Genomic DNA, 18325 nt, shown 5'->3' with positions numbered 1-18325 from the left:
CAACTTCAACCACTTGCGCTTCCGATCTCTCGTTAGCGGGAGGCGAATTCTACAGCGTTACTCGCTGCTGTCAACACCTCTTTTTCTCCGCTTTCGACCGAGACGATCGAACCGTTAAAAGAGCCAAACAACACCGCTCTTTCAACTCCTTCGGGCCTCGATGAACTGAAGCGTAACCGCTGTCGAAAACTGCGTAACTCTTTGTTTACCAAGGAGTTTTCCGTTTCGACTGCGCCGGAAGTGGGGCGAATTATAGACTTCCAGAATCTGCCGTCAACACCTAATTTGTTTTTTCTATCAGAAATCGAAAAACGGTACTCGTTACGCCCTATATATAGAAGCGCCAACATAGAGTGCGCAGTATATTGCTCAGCATCTAGTAGCTAAGCTTGATATGCCAGCCGTACACTCTCTTGCCTCTCACTTTGGACGACACCACGCAATGAATGACCAGCCCCGCAGCCTTGCATCGACTCTGTTCCCGGTTGGCCTGCTTTTAATAGCCATGGCGTCGATCCAGTCTGGAGCCTCCCTGGCAAAAAGCATGTTCCCTATAGTCGGGGCACAAGGGACGACCACCCTGCGACTGGTTTTCGCCAGCGTGATCATGTTGCTGCTACTGCGCCCCTGGAAGGCCAGGCTCACTGCCAAGTCCTTACGCACCGTCATCGTCTACGGCATGGCGCTGGGCGGCATGAACTTCCTCTTCTATATGTCCCTCAGGACTGTCCCACTCGGAATTGCCGTTGCTCTGGAGTTCACGGGCCCGCTAGCAGTGGCAATTTATGCCTCACGCAAGGCGATCGACTTTCTGTGGATCGGTCTGGCCATCGTCGGTTTGTTGCTGCTTATACCTACAGACGCAACAAACACGAGCATCGACCTAATAGGCGCCGGTTATGCTCTCGGCGCCGGGGTATGTTGGGCGCTGTACATTCTATTCGGTCAGAAAGCCGGAGCAGATAACGGCGTCCAGACCGCCGCGCTGGGCGTCATGATTGCCGCACTCTTCGTTGCGCCTATTGGTATCGTCCATGCCGGAGCCGCGTTGCTTGCACCGTCGCTGATCCCCATCGCTATCGGCGTCGCCGTTCTGTCCACTGCCCTTCCGTATACCCTTGAGATGATCGCCCTCACCCGAATGCCGGCGCGAACCTTCGGCACACTGATGAGCATCGAGCCCGCATTCGGCGCATTGTCCGGGCTGCTGTTTCTGCACGAATACTTGTCCCTGGCACAGTGGATGGCCATCACTTGCATCATTCTGGCGTCCGTAGGCGCGACCATGACCATGCGCAGTGAGTCCAAGCCGTTGGTAGCAGTAGATTGATACGCGCTTTTACGAAGGTCTGGTATTTACCGCTCAATTGAGCCATGTTTAGCCACAACTCAATGTCAGACATGGACTTTTTCGGATAGGGATATCACTAACGATAAAAACGAAAGCACATGCTGCCAGACTCGGGCACCAGACCCGAGACCGTAATAGGGATTGGAATGAAACGATTTTTGGTATTGCTTGTTGTACTGGCCATTGCAGGTTGCGCTGCGACCTCCAGGACTGAGGTCAAACGCGGAAAAAAAGGCCTGCACATTAACTGCTCAGGCCTCTCTTCTTCCTGGGACAAGTGCTACACCAGTGCGGCCAACTCATGCGGGCCAAATGGCTACAAGGTGATCGCCAAATCCGGAGACGCCGTGGAAGACCCGGGTGACTATCCGTTTGGACTCAACCCTGCCGGCTATACCAGCCGCAGCATGATCGTCATCTGCAAGTAACCAGGCGCGCCCTTATTCAGCGCCTTGACCGCCGATGAGGAAGTCAAAGCCGCACTCAAGGACAAAACCGAGCAGGCGATCCAGCGGGGGTGTGTTCGGTGCGCCGAGCATGTTTGTCGATAACGAATTGTTCTTCGGTCAGGATCGCCTGGACTTTGTCCGCGAGGCCTTGGACTAGATCTCGATAACCAGTCGGCCCTGCGCCTCACCCGAGGCTTGCAGGTCATAGGCTGCCTCGGCGGTTTGCAGCGTGAACCGCCGGGGATCAAGCAAAGGCTTCAATAAGCCTGCTTCAATCAACTTCGCGGCTTCGCCGAGTATCTGCCCGTGACGCTCGCGACCTCTGCCGGTCAGCAAAGGCAGCAATGTGAAGACTCCCGAGTAACTCGCCGCCCGAAACGACAATGGCGCCAGACTGTGTTGCCCCCAGCCGAGACAACTCAACACGTGCCCCTGATAAGTGCGCACAGCCTTGAACGACGCATCCAGCGTCTCGCCTCCAACCGTGTCATAAACGATATCGAAACCCTCCCCCGCCGTATGTTGCTCGACATACTGTTCAACCGACTGCTGACGGTAGTCGATAAAGGTTGCACCGAGGCTTTCGATAATCGCCTGATGCCTCGCCGACCCTGTGGCGAAGACCTCGGCACCGAATGCCCGAGCCAACTGCACCGCCACATGCCCGACGCCACCAGCGCCACCCTGAATCAATACCTTGTGGTCAGTCTGAACCCGGGCGCGATCCAGCAAGCCTTCCCATGCGGTGATCAATACCAATGGCAGCGCTGCCGCCTCAGTCATACTAAGATTGATCGGTTTGCGCGCCAGTAGTCGCGTATCAACGGCGGCGAATTGCGCCAGTGAGCCTTGCTGACCGCCAATCCCGGTCGCCATGCCATACACCTCATCGCCGACCTGCCAATCGCTGACCCCGGCCCCGAGTGCTTCGACAATCCCCGCCAGATCCATCCCCAACACTGCCGGTAATGGCTGACGGGCGTGAGCTGCCTCCCCGGCGCGGATTTTCCCATCCAATGGATTCACCCCACTGGCGATGATTCTGACCAACACCTGTCCCGCTTCAGGCACGGGCTTAGGGATAGACGCTAAACGAAGCGGTGCATTGGCCGAGTCGACGATCAGGGCAAGCATTTCAAGTGAGTCAGTCATTTCGCAATCTCATGTCAGTGGAGAGTTGCGTTGATCATCCGCCCACCCACTCATGCCGATAAGACGCTATATAGCTATAGTGATCATGCCTATTTGGAATCAATGTGAAAACCCTTGGACAAACTCAATGCAATGGCGGTTTTCGTAAGAGTAGTCGAGCGCGGCAGTTTCTCTGCTGTCGCTCGGGAACTGCAGACCAGCCAACCGACCATCAGCAAAATCCTCCGGGCACTGGAAACAGAGCTTGGAGGCAAGCTGATTGCCCGCAGTACTCGCCAGCTTTCGCTGACCGACGAAGGCCAGCGTTACTACAACGAATGCCGACAGATTCTTGCGGCGGTCGACGCGGCCGAACACAGTTTTCAGTCCGGACGGGAAGCCGTCGCCGGGCCTTTGCGAGTGGGCTCCTCCGTCAGTTTCGGGCGATTACAGATTGCCGCGCGACTGCCGGATTTCCTTGAGCGCTATCCACACGTAGAAATAGATTTACAACTCAGCGATCAGAATCAGGATCTGGTCAGCGAAGGCCTGGACGTCACGTTACGCATCGGCGAATTGAGCGATAGCGGTTTGATCGCCCGGCAGATCGGCACCACCCATCGAGTCACTGTCGCCAGCCCCGACTACCTGGCTCGCCGTGGCCGACCACACACACCGGAAGAACTGAGCCAGCATAACTGCCTGCTGTTCAACCTGCTGAGCAGCCAGAATCAGTGGATCTACGAAAAAAACGCTCAGCGCCACAGCGTGCGGATCAAAGGCAACGCCCAGAGCAACAGTTCGGAGGCCATACGCGAGATGGTGTTGGGCGGGCTGGGTATTGCGCTGTCGCCGGTGTGGTTGTTCAGCGAGGATTTGAAGGCTGGGCGGGTGACCGCGATCTTGCAGGATTACCGCGCACAACCGTTGCCGATCCATGCAGTGTCCCCGGCCAATCGTCGCCAGTCGGCCAGGGTCAAGGCATTCGTAGACTACATGAGCGCAGCACTCGCCCACGCGCCGGAGCTTGCGCCGCCGTCCGAAGACTGACGGCGCACCACCGACTCAGATTGCGGCAGTTCGGGTGTTCAGCCACGCGAGCGCAGCACCGTCAAGCAAAGGGCTCAAACGTTCACGAACTTGCGCGTGGTAAGCGTTAAGCCACTCGCGCTCGTCCTGAGTCAGCAGTGAAGACTCCAGGCAACGGGTGTCGATCGGGCACAAGGTCAGGGTTTCAAATTTGAGAAACTCGCCAAACTCACTGCTGCCTGCTTCGCGGTTCAACACCAGGTTCTCGATCCGCACGCCCCAGCGACCTGAACGATAAGTGCCCGGCTCGATCGAGGTGATCATCCCCGGCTGCATCGCGGTTTGCGGCGCCGGTGCGGCTTGGTAGGCAATCACTTGCGGGCCTTCGTGAACGTTCAGGAAGTAGCCGACGCCATGCCCGGTGCCGTGACCATAATCGACGCCCTCCGCCCAGATCGGCGCACGCGCAATGGCGTCGAGCAACGGCGAAAGAATGCCGCGCGGGAACTGCGCACGGGACAAGGCAATCACGCCCTTGAGTACGCGCGTACAGTCGCGTTTCTGCTCGGCAGTCGGCGTGCCCACCGGCACCATCCGCGTAATGTCGGTGGTGCCGCCCAGGTACTGGCCACCGGAGTCGATCAGCAACAGGCCGTCGCCTTCGATCACCGCGTGTTCTTCTTCGGTCGCGTGGTAGTGCGGCATCGCACCGTTGGCGTTGAAGGCGGCAATGGTGTTGAAACTCAGCGATACATACCCCGGACGACGGGTACGGGCAGCGGTCAGGTGTTCGTCGATGGTCAGTTCGGTGATGCGTTCACGACCGAGGGCGCTGTCGAGCCAGGTGAAAAACTCGCAGAGCGCCGCGCCGTCCTGTTCCATGGCCTGACGGATGTGTTCGGCATCGGCGAGACTTTTCTGCGACTTGGCGAGGGTGGTCGGGTTCAGACCTTCAATCAGCTTCACGCCGCTGCCGAGGTTATTCAGCAAACCGCTAGTCACCCGTGCTGGATCGACTTGCAGGCTTGCGCCATTTGGCACGGCAGCCAGCGCCGAGGCCACTTCGCTGTAGTCGCGCAGGGTGACGCCGTCCTGTTCGAGGATCGCGCGCAATGGCGCATCGACCTTGCTCAGCGCGACAAACAAGGTTGCCTGCTGCTGACCGATCAGGGCGAAGGACACGAATACCGGGTTGAACGACACATCACCGCCGCGCAGGTTGAACAGCCAGGCGATGTCGTCGAGGGTGGCGATAAAGTGCCAATCGGCACCGCGCGCTTTCAGGCTTTCACGCAGTTTGGCGAGTTTCTCGCCACGGCTGACGGTGGCCTGCGGCGGCAAGTGCTGATAGATCGGTTGGTTCGGCAGGCTTGGGCGATCGCTCCAGACTTCGTTCAACAGATCGATATCGGTGCGCAGCCGAGCGCCCCGCTCCTCAAGCTTGCTGCTCAGTGAGCGTGCCGACGCCACGGCCATCACCGCACCATCGACCGCAACCACACCCCCTTCCGGAGTTTGCTCGGCCAGCCAGTCCAGCGGGCCGGGTTGACCTGGTTGCAGTTTTACCAACTCGATGCCGCTGCCCTGGAGCTCCTTGGTCGCCTGTTCCCAGTAGCGACTGTCGGCCCAAACGCCAGCGAAGTCCTGGGTAACGATCAACGTACCGACCGAGCCATGAAAGCCCGACAACCATTGCCGCCCCTGCCAGTAACCCGGCAGGTACTCCGACAAATGCGGGTCGGCCGACGGCACCAGCAGGGCGTGGATGCCCTCCCGGCTCATCAGCTCGCGGGTATGCGCCAGGCGCTGGGGAACCGTTCCATGGGTCAAAGGCTGCGTACTCATCATGTCTCCTGCTAACCACTTTAATTTTGTTATAGGGCGCTGACTTTTGGTCTGCGCATCAGGATTGGGCGGTAGCCCAGAACGCCGGTGCACTGGCGGTTGCTGCTTTAATCAATTGTGCGGCCTGATCGACGTCCTGCTCGGTGGTGAAACGCCCGAGACTCAAGCGAATGGTCCGCCCCGCTGCCCGCGCGTCATGCCCCAGGGCCAGCAGTACATGGGAAGGCGCATTGCTCGCGGAGTTGCAGGCCGACGTCGCCGAAAAGGCGATCGAAGCACTCAAGGCCTGGGAATTGAACTCACCCTCATTGAAGGTCAGGCTCAGGGTATGGGGAATGCGTTGGGTCGGACTGCCGTTCAAGCGTAGACCGGTAATACCGCTGAGTTGCCCAAGCAAGCGCTCGCGCAAGCGGGCAATAGTCGCCGCCTCTTCGGCAAAGTGTTCTGCCGCCAGCGCAAAGGCTGCGCCCATGGCTGCGATCTGATGCGTGGCCAGGGTCCCGGAGCGTAAACCGCCTTCGTGCCCGCCGCCATGGATCTGCGCCTGCAAGCGCTGCTGGGCACGCGGGCCGACGTAGAGCGCACCGATCCCCTTGGGACCGTAGATCTTGTGTGCGGAAAACGACATCAGGTCCACCGGCCATTGGGCCAGATCAATCGCTACCTTGCCTGCACCCTGTGCGGCGTCGACGTGAAACAACGCGCCGTGCTCACGCACCCGCTGACCGATGGCCGGGATGTCGTTGACGGTACCGAGTTCGTTGTTGACCAGCATCAGCGACACCAGAAAGGTGTCTTCGCGCAGTGCCTCGCTGACCGCTTGCGCAGTGATCAGGCCTTCGGCGTCCGGCAGCAGATACGTCACGGCGACCCCGGCATCCTGCAATTGCCTGGCGGTATCGAGGATCGCCTTGTGCTCGATCTGGCTGGTGATGATGTGCCCGCCGGACTGGCCGCGGGCCTGGGCCACGCCTTTGAGGGCGAGGTTGTTGGATTCGGTGGCGCCGGACGTCCAGACGATCTGCTGCGCTTGCGCGCCCACCAGATCGGCGACTTGCTGGCGTGCCTGCTCGACCGAGCGCCTGGCCTGCTGGCCATAGGCGTGGGAGCTGGAGGCCGGATTGCCGAAGTTACCGCTGAACCCCAGGCAGTCGACCATCACCTGAATGACCCGCTCATCCACCGGGGTGGTGGCGGCGTAATCAAAATACAAAGGACGTTCATTCATAAAAAGACTCGCAGAGCTTGTTCCGGGATCAGGTGTATCCGCTGAAAGCGCCGCACTGGAGGTGGTGTAAAAGCTGCGGGAAATCAGCAATACCTGATCGGATGCCGTTAAAGAAGTACGACTTCATTTCAAAGTGCGTAGGAACGCTCCTGAAGTCGAGCTTAACAGGCATCGGACACCGGGTTGAAGCGCAAGTCAGCTGAAGCTTTCGTGCAGCATCGGATACAGCGAAGCGACCAGCAGCAGGGCCATGCCCCAGTTGAACACCCGCAACCAGCGCCGATCACGCAGGACATTGCGCAACAGGCTGCCGCAGGCCACCCAGACACTGACGCTCGGCAGGTTGATGATGGCGAACACCGCGGCGATGACGATCACATTGGTGAAATAGCCCTGCAGCGGTGTATAGGTGCTGATGGCACCAATTGCCATGATCCAGGCCTTCGGGTTGACCCATTGAAACGCTGCCGCGCCCCAGTAACTGATGGGCTTGGCATGACCTTGTTCAGCTTCGGAGACCGGACCTGAATGGGCGATTTTCCACGCCAGATACAGCAAATAGCCCGCGCCGACATAACGCAGCACGCTGTACAGCACAGGATAGGTTTGAAACACCGCGCCCAAGCCAAAACCGACGGCGAGCACAAGGATGAAGAAGCCGCAGGTGATGCCGAGCATGTGTGGGATAGAGCGGTTGAAACCGAAATTGACGCCCGAGGCCAGCAACATTGTGTTGTTCGGACCGGGGGTGATCGAAGTTACCAGGGCGAACAGGGCAAAACCCAGCAGTAAATCCAGCGAGAGTGTCATGGGGGCGATTCCATCAGGGTCGTTAGGTATTGACCCTATCGCAGCCCCCGCGTGAAACCCACGGACAGTTACGTGAAACTTCGAGCAGTACAGTCGCTTAGCTGGCGTGGCCGTGAATCGCCACAGCGCGCTCGGCGTTCATCTCGCCACGCTGGTCGTAACCGAACGTCTTCTGCGGCTGGCCAAGCAATTCGGCTTTTTTGGCCTGGTATTCATCAAACGACAAACCGCGACGATTCAAGGCTTCCATCGCCAGCTCTCGGGTTTCTTCGGCGGTGTACGGGCGCAATTCGGGGGCAGGATGACTGGCACAACCGGCGAGCACCGAGGCAACCAACAACAATGAGGTGGCGAGCAAATGGTTCATGGGGAGGCTTCCTGCGAGCTGGTCTTGAGCAATGGACACAGGCTACTCCCGCCCCTTGAGCGACAAAAATCATCGCTCTCGATAGTCGCTATTGATCGATGCGTGGCTTGTTGCCGTTTTGAACGGCCATCGAAACAAACCGCCGGTTCATGATTGATGGCGCAACAGTGGCGATGCTGCAACCCGTCGGCCACTCGGTTGCCTTGATGGGGCTGACCTATAGTGAATCGACCGGAAATCGGCGAAGGATTTGCAACATCCACCCACAAGAATATGGAGAACGGTCATGAGCGTTAAACCCATTCCCGAGGGTTATCACAGCGTCACGCCCTACTTGGGAATCCAGAAATCAGCCGAGGCGATCGACTTTTACAAAAAAGCCTTTGGCGCCACGGAAGTCATGCGTCTGGCGATGCCCGATGGCAGCGTCGGCCATGCCGAACTGCGCATTGGCGACTGCGCCATCATGCTCGGTACACCGTGCGATCAAGGCCCGCTAAGCAACCCCGACAAATCACCGTCCGTGGGCTTGCATCTGTATGTCGAGGATGTGGACAAAAGCTACGCCCAGGCAATCAAGGCGGGTGGCACGGTGGTTTCGGAAGTGAAAGATCAGTTCTACGGCGACCGCTCGGGCACCTTGAAGGACCCCTTCGGCCATGTGTGGTTCCTGTCGTCGCGCAAGGAAAACCTGACTCAGGCGCAAATCGAAGCGCGGGCGAAGGAAATGTTCAAGCAGCAGTAACCCCTTGCCTCTGTCTGAGCTGCCGAAGGCTGCGCTCTGATGATAGTGACCAAAACTGCACACCCGTACGTGCGCACTCCGTTTCAGGCGCGCACTTACGGGTTTTCCTGTTCTGGGAACACATCAGAGCCGCAAGGATTTACACCGTTAGACGTCTTTCCACGAGGGCAGTGTCAGCGATTTCTCCATAGGGATCGCCGTAAGCCCGGCGATGCTGAAGGTTTGTGCACATTGCCGAAAGCCAAGGTGCTGGAAAAACTCCTCGCCGGTACGGGTGCTGTTCAGTCGTGTCTGAGTGAAGCCCTGCTCGAGCAGCCAGCCTTCCAGGCCCTGGATCAACGCCTGCCCGGCACCCCGGCGAAACCATTCGGGCAGAACGTAACAAAAGGCGACCTTACCGCTGACAGCGGCCATGGCCACACCAATCGGTTTGTCGTCCAGCAGCGCGAGATTCAGGTACAGACGTGGATCTGCCAGCCAGGGCTGCACATGTTCAACGGTTTTGTTGTGGGTCCAGGCCGCGACGACTTTCGGGTCATTGCGATGATCCGCAGCGCACCCGACCTTGATTGAACGCTCGATTATCCGGCTGATAATCCCCGCATCCGCGGGGCCGGCCTTGCAAATGTGTAGGGGGGCATCCATAGCGCTATCACCTCATTCCATTGAGTCAAAGCTGCGAGGGACGATAGCGCCGCGAGGGCCGGGTGGCTAACGCAGAGAAGTTACATTTGATGTGCGACATCGAACTCATGTGGGAGCGAGCCTGCTCGCGATAGCGGTCTGTCAGTCACATCGATGCTGGATGTGCCGCCGCCATCGCGAGCAGGCTCGCTCCCACAAGGGGTTCTGTGGTGTTTGTCAGGCTGACTGCAACGGCATCGTCAGTTCAACCCGCAAGCCGTCGGCACGGCTGTCGAAATGCAACACGCAGCCGCAGCGCTGGACGATCGCCTGGACAATCGCGAGCCCAAGTCCGCAACCGGTGCTTGAGCCGTTGCGCCAGAATCGCTGGGTCAGGTGTTGCAGGTCATCGGCGGCGATGCCGGGGCCATGGTCGCGCACCTTAAAACGCACGCGGTTACCCGTGGTTTCAAGGCTCAGTTCCACCGCTGCATCCGTCGGGGTGTGGCGCAAGGCGTTGTCCAACAGATTGCGCAAGGCGGCAATCGACAGTACGGCGGGCATTTGCACCGGTGCCTGTGAGTAATTCGTCGGCAAGTGCAGTTTGATCCGCTGACGATCACCGCTGGCCGCGTCCTGAATCGCCAACCGGGCCACCTCTTCGGCGCTGCACTGCACGCCGTCGTCGAACGACAGACTGCCTTCAACCCGCGCCAGCAACAGCAGTTGCTCAAGCGTGCGGTGCAAGCGATCGGCGCCTTCCTCGGCGTGGGCCAGGGACTGATCGCGGGCGGCGCCTTCGGTCATACGCGCCACTTGCAGGTGTGTCTTGATCGCTGTCAGCGGACTGCGCAGCTCATGGGCCGCGTCGCCAGTCAGCCGTCGCTCGCGCTCGATGGCCTTGCCGATTCGCTGGAGCAGCTGATTCTGGGTTTCCAGCAACGGTTGCAGTTCGCTCGGCAGCGGCTGGATCTGCAACGGTTCAAGGGAGTCCGCACTGCGGCGCATCAAGGCATCGCGCATGCGATTAAGCGGCGCCAGGCCTTGGCCGATCCCCAGCCAGAGCAGGCACAGACAACCAAGCAACGCGACGCCCACCGGCACCGACGCGGCCAGCAGCACCGACATGTTCAGCGCCTCGCGCTCGACTTGCCGGTCAGCCGTGGTGATGCGTACATCACCGCGAGCCAGGGTGAAACTGCGCCAGCGCGCACCGTTGATCATCTGGTCATGGAAGCCCATCTTTTCGGCTTCCAGGGTTTGCTCGGGAGTGCTGTGACTGCGGGCAAGAATCTCGCCCCGCAAGGAGCTGACCTGGCAAGCCATCCCCCCCGGAATATTCAATTGCTCGGCACTGAAATGGGTGCCTTCGCCCTTGCTCGGCAGGGCCGGCAACTGCTCCAGCAACCCGGCGACCATGCGCGCCGAGGCCACCAGCCGCTGGTCGAGGGAAAACATCATCTGATTGCGCAGGTCGCTGAGCATCCAGGCCGCGGCCAGGGCCCAGATCAGCGCGAAGGCCGCGCCGAGGGTCAGACTCAAGCGCAAACGCAAACTCATCACTTCGAGTGTTCTCCGCCATCCGCCGGCCCGAGGCGATAACCCAGCCCGCGCACGGTTTCGACGATGCCATTGCCAAGTTTGCGCCGCAGGTGATGGATATGAACGTTGAGGGCGTTGCTTTCCAGTTCATCGTTGAAGCCGTAGACGCTGTCCTTGAGTTGCTCGGTCGACAGCACCCGGCCACGGTTGTGCAGCAAAGCCTGCAACAGCGATTGCTCGCGGCGCGACAAGTCCACCGGCTGACCGGCCAGCAGGGTTTCCCGGCTGCTGGGGTCGTAAGTCAGGGCGCCATGCTCGATCAGATTGACGCTACGCCCCGCCACCCGGCGCAACAAGGTGTGCAGCCGTGCGGCCAGTTCGCGCAGGTCAAAGGGCTTGAGCAGGTAGTCGTCGGCGCCGGATTGCAGGCCATCGACGCGGTCGGTCACCGAGTCGCGTGCAGTGAGAATCAGCACCGGAATCTCCAGGCCGTGATGGCGCAACTGCTGAAGCAGCTTCAGACCATCTTCGTCCGGCAAACCCAGGTCGAGCACCATCACGTCGAACTCGGCAACTTTGAGCATCGCCCGGGCGGCCGAGGCCGTGGCAACGTGCTCCACCGTCAGGCCCTGGGCCGTGAGACCGGCAACGATGCCGCTGGCGATCAGCTCATCATCTTCACAGACAAGTACGTGCATGGTGAGACCTGTAGAAAAGCATTGATTAAGAAGGCACCGGATTAAGCGGACATTATGCCCGACGCCTCATTGCCACAAGGATAACGCGGTTAATCATCGGTTAATCGCCACCCATCATCGTGCACCCTACTTGCACCGCGATAAGGCTTACCCATGCGTCGTCTGTTCCTACTCTTTGTTCTTTTCATCGCAGGTCTGGCCCAGGCGGCGTCGAACCCGTTCGACACCAAACCGGATTTCCTGCCGGTCGGCAAAGCCTTTGTTTTTACCTCCGAACGCCTTGAGTCCGGCGAAACCCAGCTCTTCTGGCAAATCGCCGACGGCTACTACCTGTATCAGCAACGGATGAAGTTCGACGGTTTGCCCGAGGCGGATAAACCGCCGCTGCCTGTGGGTGAAGCCCACAGCGACGAGTTTTTTGGTGATCAGCAGGTTTATCGCCAGGGCCTGGAGTTGAAGATCCCGGCCGGCGCCAGTGGCCAGATCAAAGTGGGGTTCCAGGGCTGCGCCGATGCCGGTTTGTGTTATCCCCCGCAAACTCAGGTGATCGACCTCGGTGGCAACACGGCGGCGATCAATGCCGCGCAAGCCCCGGATCAAGCCTTGGCCAGCGGCCTGCAACAGCAGGCGCTGGGCTGGAGTTTGCTGGTGTTCTTTGGTCTGGGACTGTTGCTGGCTTTCGCACCCTGCTCGTTGCCGATGCTGCCGATTCTCGCCGGCTTGATCGTCGGCAGCGGCGCCAGTCCCAAGCGTGGTTTGGCTTTGGCCGGCAGTTACGTGGTCAGCATGGCGCTGGTGTACTCGGCGCTGGGCGTGCTGGCCGCATTGCTCGGTGCGAACTTGCAGGCCTTGCTGCAGAACGTCTGGTTGCTCGGCAGTTTCGCCGTGGTGTTTGTGTTGTTGTCGTTGCCAATGTTCGGTTTTTTCGAACTGCAACTGCCAGTCGCGCTGCGTGACCGTCTGGAAAACGCCAGTCGCAAGCAAGGCGGCGGCAGCCTGATCGGTGCCGGTGTGCTCGGCGCCTTGTCCGGATTGCTGGTCGGCCCGTGCATGACTGCGCCGCTGGCCGGGGCCTTGCTGTACATCGCTCAGAGCGGCAACGCACTGCACGGTGGGCTGATCCTGTTCGCCATGGGCATCGGCATCGGTTTGCCGCTGTTGTTGCTGGTGACGGTCGGCAACCGTTTCCTGCCCAAACCCGGCACCTGGATGAACCTGCTCAAAGGTATTTTCGGTTTCCTGTTCCTTGGCACCGCGCTGGTGATGGTGCGCCCGGTGCTTGATGAATCACTGTGGATCGGCCTGTGGGGCGCGCTGTTGTTGATCATCGCTTACAGCGCCTGGCGCCAGACCGGCGGATTCGGCCGCGCCGCCCATGTGTTCGGTGGCACGGCGCTGCTTTGCGGGTTGTGGGGCAGCCTGCTGTTGATCGGTGCTGCGGGTGGCAGCGATAACCTGTTCAATCCGTTGCAGGTTTACAGTGCTCAGGCGTCGACCCGCGTCGCCGGCCCCGCGGCCGACGACGCCTTCATCACCGTCAAGGATCCCGCTGCGCTGCAACGCGAACTCGACGCTGCTCGTGCCCAAGGCCAGTGGGTGCTGCTGGACTATTACGCCGACTGGTGCGTGTCGTGCAAGATCATGGAGAAACAGGTGTTCGGTAAAACCCAGGTAGTGGACGCGCTGAAAGATGTGCGCTTGCTGCGTCTGGACGTGACCGCCGACAATGCCGCCAGCCGTGAACTGCTCGACCGTTATAAAGTGCCGGGGCCGCCAAGCCTGTTGTGGATCGGCACCGACGGCATCGAGCACCGCAGCCAGCGCATCACCGGTGAGGTCGATGCCGCCGGTTTCCTCCAACGCTGGAACATGACTCGGGACGCTCGTTGATGCTGACCTTTACCCTCGGCACCTTTGCCATTGCGCTCAACCACCTGCTGCTGATCAGTGCCCTGGCACTGGCCACCCTGGTCGGCTGGCGGGTGGCCAAGCGCGGTGGCGAGAACCCCGAGTCGGTGCTGTTCAGCCTGTTCCTGCTGGGTTTGCTTGCTGCTCGGATCGGTTTCGTACTCGCCTACTGGGCTCACTACCGCGAGGACCCGTGGCAGATCATCGACCTGCGCGATGGCGGTTTCCTCGCCTGGCCCGGGGTGATTGCCCTGCTGCTGGCAACGCTGCTGCGGGGCTGGCGCCGACCGGCGCTGCGCAAATCGTTAGGCTTCGGCGTCGGCAGCGGTCTGTTGTTCTGGTTGCTGGCGAGTTTGTCCCTGAGCCTTTACGAACAAGGCACGCGTCTGCCGGACATCGTCTTGCGCAACGCCGCTGGCGAAACCGTGCAACTGGCCGATTATCAGGGCGGCCCCTTGGTGATCAACTTGTGGGCCACCTGGTGCCCGCCCTGCCGGCGCGAAATGCCGGTGCTGGAGAACGCCCAGCAACATCGGCCCGACCTGACCTTTCTGTTCGTCAATCAAGCCGAAAGCATGCAAAGCGTCAGCACCTTCCTCGCAACCCAAGGCCTGAGCCTTTCCAACGTGCTGTTCGATGGCGGCGGTCGACTGAGTCAGGCCGTCGGCTCCATGGCGCTACCGACTACGCTGTTCTACAGCGCCGAAGGCCGAATGCTCGGCAGCCACCTGGGTGAATTATCGGAAGCCAGCCTGGCCCGCGCCCTGGAAAACTTCGACTCCCCAACTTCAGCCATACAGGCCACACCTTCAAGGAAACTGCCATGCCCCGCCTCTGCCACCTGCTGACGCTATCCCTGGGCGCAGCGCTGCTGCAAATCCCGATGCTGCAGGCCGAAGAACTGCCTGCGGCGATCCGCAAGATCGAAGCGAAAGGCGCGAAAATCATCGGCAGTTTCGATGCCCCCGATGGTCTGCGTGGTTATGCGGCGCAGTATCAGAACCGCGGCATGACCCTGTACCTGACGCCCGACGGCCAGCATGTGCTGGTTGGTAACCTGTACGACGCCGACGGCAAGGACCTGAGTGCCGAACCGCTGCAAAAACTGGTCTACGCACCAATGGCCAAGGAAGTCTGGGCGAAGATGAACGCCAGCAACTGGATTGCCGACGGCAGCAAGGATGCACCGCGCACCGTTTACCTGTTCAGCGACCCGAACTGCCCTTACTGCAACATGTTCTGGGAGCAGGCCCGGCCGTGGGTAAAGGCCGGCAAAGTACAGTTGCGGCACATCATGGTCGGGATCATCCGCGAAGACAGCCCTGGCAAATCCGCTGCCCTGTTGGCCAGCAAGGACCCGAGCAAGGCCCTGGAGGAACACGAAAAGGCCGGCAAACAAAGCTCGCTGAAAGCGCTGACAACCATTCCCGCCGCGATCCAGGCCAAACTCGACGCCAACATGAAATTGATGGAAGAGCTCGAATTGTCCGCCACCCCGGCCATTTTCTACATGGACGACAAAGGTGAATTGCAACAACAGCAAGGCGCGCCGTCGCCGGACAAACTGGTGAAGATTCTCGGGCCGAAGTAGTTTTTGCCGTCAGATTTCTGCTGTATTCACTGACGCCATCGCGAGCTTGCTCGCGATGGCGTCCGGATGATCGACTAAGTTCTCTCAGCCAAAAACTTCAGCAGCGCCTCGGTAACGAATTCAGGATTCTCCAGGTTCGAAATGTGCCCTGCCTCCGGCACCAACAGATAAGGACAACCGATCAACTCGGCCATTTCCCTGGTTTCCGACGGTGGCCTCGGTTTGTCCTGAACACCGCACATCAGCAGCGTGGTTTCAGGATTAAGCTCGCGCAGACGCGGCAACAGATCATCACGACCAAACGTAATGCACCCCATCGGCACAATGCTTTCACGCAAACGCTCAGGCGGCAGCGCGGCCAGCTTGGTGCGGAAATCCTGATAAAGCGCCGACTGTGGGTCAATGCCTGGGCGGAAGAAAATCGGCACCACGATATCCAGTAACTGCGGCGAGATGACACCGCTGTCCTCGATCTGCTTGAACAACGAGAAATAGTACTGGCGAGTCGGCTCGGGCTCGACACCGACATAGGTGTCCATCAGCACCAGGCCGTTGAGGCGCTGCGGGGCCGACAGCGCCAGACGCACGCCCCACATACCGCCGACCGAAAGGCCGACCAGGCTGATGCGATCAATATCCAGATGATCCAGCAGCGCCAGTACCTGCCGCGCCTGATCATCCAGCGAAGTCATGCCCGCAGGCAACGGCCCGGACTCTCCGTGCCCCCACAGGTCCAGGGCAATCACCCGATAGTGTTGCGACAACGCCGCAATCTGCGGCGCCCACATGGCCTGGTCCCACAAGTAACTGCCGGCCAACAGCACCGCGGGGCCAGTGCCTTGGTCAACGTAGTGAAGCGCTTGTCCATCAATTGTAGCGAAGGGCATCAACTGTCTCCTTTCTATCGGGCCCATCAAAAAATGCGCAGCCAGCCTGAGCCGGTCGGTTTCTTCGGTCAATGCGCTATGTGCGATGACTGGACTGACGCTCGAGAACTACACCCCCTCCAGCCCCGGCATCAGTAAAAGATCGCGGCCTGCGCCAGCTCCTCGAACGTACATCGTGTAGATACCGTCTTGAACCTCACCGAGCAAGCGCAAGTTTCGGGTCAAAGGGCTGACCCGGCTTGAGCACTCCGAAAACGAAATGCAGCAGCTTGCGCATTGCTGCACAGATGATCTGCTTGGGGGCTTTGCCGTTGGCCTTCAGGCGATCCTTCATGGCTATGATCGCCTCGTTATGCTTCAGCGCCAGGGCAATCAGATCATTCAGATTGGACTTGGGTCGGGCTCACGGTAATCGTCGAAGTTCAACGAGGTGACGTGAGCCGGGGGAGGAAATTCAGGCGTGGAATGAAATCGGCGACTGCTGGCCTGACTTCAGCTTTTGGGCACCGGCACGATGGCAATCTTGTACGGATCGAAAATCTTCAGCATCTGCCCGTTGTCCCGCAAACCTTGCAGCAACTTGCCGAAGGTGTCTGCGCTGATCGGCGCTTGCGGACGTAGCAGTGCGTAATGGTGATAAACCTGATCGATGCGCTGGGATACCAGCAACTGCGCCCTGACCTTTTCATTGCGCAGCAGGTAATCGTAGAGGTACGAACGTGTGACCAGTGCGATGTCCGCGCGATTGCGAAGGATCATTAAAATATTGCTGTCGTGGGAAGTCGTGAGCGTCGCGTTGTAAGTGTCCTTGAGATATTGCGGATCGGCATTGAACCCGGCGAATTCGTAGTGGTAATCCTTGTACAACGCCAGACGCTTACCTTTCAAATCGGAGAAGTAGCCCTGCTGACGGTCCGGTTTGCTCTGTGCGACAAAGATTTCTGCATCTTCCAGGCCCATGTCGACGGTGCTGTGCGGGATATCCTTCCAGCCCCACTCCGGGTTCTCGAAGATCGCCATGTCGACCCGACCGTCCTGGAAATCACCGAATCGGCGCTGCAAAGAGGTCGGCACGAGCTTGAACTCATAGTCGGTTTGAGAGTGGTTCAGCGCCTCGACCAACTGCGGTAGCAGCCCGGTATCGTCGCCATTCTCCGGTCGAACGGTATACGGCGGAAAATGCGCGGCGCCCACCTGCACCACTTGTGCAGCCGAAGCCGGCAGTACGAACAGCGCACCCAGCGTCATCAGTGAAATCCGTAAAGCCTTCCGAACGGGCGAGGACATCAAAGTAAACCCACCTCTAAAAAAATATCGACTACAACCAAGCTAGGCGGTTTTATCCACTTAGACAACTTGGTGATGGCTATTTAATAATTTTTAGCGAAACGGTCACTTTTCCTCCAGCACCAGAATCAAGGCTTCGTCGGCCAATTGATCGAGGCTCATGCTGCCGTCCGCCCGAAACCAGGTGGTGGTCCAGGACAGCGCGCCGGTTAGAAAACGTCGGGTGATGAACACGTCTCCACGAATAAAACCGGCGTCTTTCGCCTCACCCAGCACTTGCAGCCAGATCTGCTCATAGATATCGCGCAGCGCCAACACCTGAGCCTGACCTTCTTGCGAAAGCGAACGCCATTCGTAGACCAGCACCGCCATCGCTTCGCCACTGCCGCCCATGATCGACTGCAACTCACAGCGGATCAGCGCCAGCACCCGCTCGCGCACGTTGGTCGCTTGCGCCAGGGAGGCGCGCATCAATGCGGTGTTGTAGCGAATGGTTTCCTCCATCACCGCCCGCAGGATTTCATCCTTGCTTTTGAAGTGATGAAAAATGCTTCCCGACTGAATCCCGACCGCACTGGCCAGATCACGCACCGTGGTGCGCTCGTACCCCTTGTTGCGAAACAGGTGAGCGGCCATTTGCAGCAGTTTGCCGCGAGCGCTGTCGGGATCGGTCAGTTGCCCCTTGTCGACCAACTCGCGCATTACCAGCAGGGCTTTTTGCTCGTCCACCCGTTCTCTCCTACAGTCGCTCAATCAATTGTGCGATCACACCACGAATGCAATGGGTTTGCGCGGGCAATTTAAGCTGACAGGGGCGACCAAGCAAGCGCTTG

General features: G+C 59.5%; 19 protein-coding genes and 1 pseudogene. 8 read left to right on the top strand and 12 right to left on the bottom strand.

Annotated elements, in window-relative coordinates:
* The first annotated feature begins 442 nt into the window (after nt 1–442).
* The 3 genes and pseudogenes from rhtA to HK44_RS20800 form a co-directional block, all read left to right on the top strand.
* A complete protein-coding gene (rhtA, locus tag HK44_RS20810; RefSeq protein ID WP_019692856.1) occupies nt 443–1330 on the top strand; it encodes a threonine/homoserine exporter RhtA in 888 nt (295 codons plus the stop codon).
* A gap of 167 nt (nt 1331–1497) precedes the next feature.
* Complete coding sequence (locus HK44_RS20805; RefSeq protein ID WP_019692857.1) at nt 1498–1779, top strand: hypothetical protein; 282 nt, start codon at nt 1498–1500, stop codon at nt 1777–1779.
* Nucleotides 1780–1800: 21 nt separating this feature from the next.
* A pseudogene (locus HK44_RS20800) lies at nt 1801–1957 on the top strand (DsbA family protein); the annotation flags it as partial.
* On the opposite strand, the gene HK44_RS20795 reads toward HK44_RS20800, so the two are convergent.
* Nucleotides 1954–2952: a zinc-dependent alcohol dehydrogenase family protein gene (locus HK44_RS20795; protein ID WP_019692858.1), complete on the bottom strand. Its 999-nt coding sequence runs from the start codon at nt 2950–2952 to the stop codon at nt 1954–1956. The pseudogene HK44_RS20800 and the gene HK44_RS20795 sit on opposite strands and share 4 nt — an antisense overlap.
* 114 nt (nt 2953–3066) lie before the next feature.
* Between HK44_RS20795 and HK44_RS20790 the strand changes: the two genes are divergently transcribed.
* Nucleotides 3067–3981 carry a LysR family transcriptional regulator gene (locus HK44_RS20790; protein WP_080690664.1) on the top strand — a complete coding sequence of 305 codons (915 nt, stop codon included), beginning with the start codon at nt 3067–3069 and terminating at the stop codon, nt 3979–3981.
* A 15-nt stretch (nt 3982–3996) separates the two neighbouring features.
* Here HK44_RS20790 and HK44_RS20785 read toward each other — a convergent pair whose 3' ends face one another.
* From HK44_RS20785 to HK44_RS20770, 4 genes are all read right to left on the bottom strand, one after another.
* Nucleotides 3997–5805 (bottom strand): aminopeptidase P family protein, encoded by a 1809-nt coding sequence (locus HK44_RS20785; protein WP_019692860.1) that lies wholly within the window; start codon nt 5803–5805, stop codon nt 3997–3999.
* 58 nt (nt 5806–5863) lie between these two features.
* A complete protein-coding gene (locus HK44_RS20780) occupies nt 5864–7033 on the bottom strand; it encodes an aminotransferase class V-fold PLP-dependent enzyme (protein WP_019692861.1) in 1170 nt (389 codons plus the stop codon).
* Nucleotides 7034–7228: 195 nt separating this feature from the next.
* Nucleotides 7229–7843, bottom strand: a complete 615-nt coding sequence (locus HK44_RS20775; RefSeq protein ID WP_019692862.1) for a LysE family translocator — start codon at nt 7841–7843, stop codon at nt 7229–7231.
* Between the two features lie 97 nt (nt 7844–7940).
* A complete protein-coding gene (locus HK44_RS20770; protein ID WP_019692863.1) occupies nt 7941–8210 on the bottom strand; it encodes a hypothetical protein in 270 nt (89 codons plus the stop codon).
* A 286-nt stretch (nt 8211–8496) separates the two neighbouring features.
* Between HK44_RS20770 and HK44_RS20765 the strand changes: the two genes are divergently transcribed.
* Nucleotides 8497–8955 carry a VOC family protein gene (locus tag HK44_RS20765; protein WP_019692864.1) on the top strand — a complete coding sequence of 153 codons (459 nt, stop codon included), beginning with the start codon at nt 8497–8499 and terminating at the stop codon, nt 8953–8955.
* Nucleotides 8956–9102: 147 nt separating this feature from the next.
* Here HK44_RS20765 and HK44_RS20760 read toward each other — a convergent pair whose 3' ends face one another.
* From HK44_RS20760 to HK44_RS20750, 3 genes are all read right to left on the bottom strand, one after another.
* Complete coding sequence (locus tag HK44_RS20760) at nt 9103–9600, bottom strand: GNAT family N-acetyltransferase (protein ID WP_019692865.1); 498 nt, start codon at nt 9598–9600, stop codon at nt 9103–9105.
* A 216-nt stretch (nt 9601–9816) separates the two neighbouring features.
* A complete protein-coding gene (locus HK44_RS20755; protein ID WP_033865572.1) occupies nt 9817–11142 on the bottom strand; it encodes an ATP-binding protein in 1326 nt (441 codons plus the stop codon).
* A complete protein-coding gene (locus HK44_RS20750) occupies nt 11139–11819 on the bottom strand; it encodes a response regulator (RefSeq protein WP_019692867.1) in 681 nt (226 codons plus the stop codon). Before HK44_RS20750 ends, HK44_RS20755 begins: the two co-directional genes overlap by 4 nt.
* Nucleotides 11820–11972: 153 nt before the next feature.
* On the opposite strand from HK44_RS20750, the gene dsbD reads away from it, so the two are divergent.
* From dsbD to dsbG, 3 genes are read left to right on the top strand one after another with little or no spacing between them, the layout of a single operon-like run.
* A complete protein-coding gene (gene dsbD, locus HK44_RS20745; RefSeq protein WP_019692868.1) occupies nt 11973–13709 on the top strand; it encodes a protein-disulfide reductase DsbD in 1737 nt (578 codons plus the stop codon).
* Nucleotides 13709–14575 (top strand): TlpA disulfide reductase family protein, encoded by an 867-nt coding sequence (locus HK44_RS20740; protein WP_019692869.1) that lies wholly within the window; start codon nt 13709–13711, stop codon nt 14573–14575. Before dsbD ends, HK44_RS20740 begins: the two co-directional genes overlap by 1 nt.
* The gene (gene dsbG, locus HK44_RS20735; RefSeq protein WP_019692870.1) at nt 14551–15318 is read left to right on the top strand and encodes a thiol:disulfide interchange protein DsbG; all 768 of its coding nucleotides are present in this window, start codon (nt 14551–14553) and stop codon (nt 15316–15318) included. The genes HK44_RS20740 and dsbG overlap by 25 nt, the downstream gene beginning before the upstream one ends.
* A 74-nt stretch (nt 15319–15392) precedes the next feature.
* Here dsbG and HK44_RS20730 read toward each other — a convergent pair whose 3' ends face one another.
* The 4 genes from HK44_RS20730 to HK44_RS20715 form a co-directional block, all read right to left on the bottom strand.
* The gene (locus HK44_RS20730) at nt 15393–16205 is read right to left on the bottom strand and encodes an alpha/beta fold hydrolase (RefSeq protein ID WP_019692871.1); all 813 of its coding nucleotides are present in this window, start codon (nt 16203–16205) and stop codon (nt 15393–15395) included.
* Nucleotides 16206–16401: 196 nt separating this feature from the next.
* Entirely contained in the window at nt 16402–16539 is a 138-nt protein-coding gene (locus HK44_RS20725) for a hypothetical protein (protein ID WP_019692872.1), read from the bottom strand.
* Between the two features lie 158 nt (nt 16540–16697).
* Nucleotides 16698–17492, bottom strand: coding sequence for a substrate-binding periplasmic protein (locus HK44_RS20720; RefSeq protein WP_031319611.1), 795 nt, complete (start codon nt 17490–17492; stop codon nt 16698–16700).
* A 105-nt stretch (nt 17493–17597) separates the two neighbouring features.
* Nucleotides 17598–18221, bottom strand: coding sequence for a TetR/AcrR family transcriptional regulator (locus tag HK44_RS20715; protein WP_019692874.1), 624 nt, complete (start codon nt 18219–18221; stop codon nt 17598–17600).
* Nucleotides 18222–18325: the final 104 nt, after the last annotated feature.

Source organism: Pseudomonas fluorescens HK44 (assembly GCF_000217955.3).
GTDB classification, from domain to species: domain Bacteria; phylum Pseudomonadota; class Gammaproteobacteria; order Pseudomonadales; family Pseudomonadaceae; genus Aquipseudomonas; species Aquipseudomonas fluorescens_AQ.
This window is presented reverse-complemented; position numbering and strand designations above follow the sequence as displayed.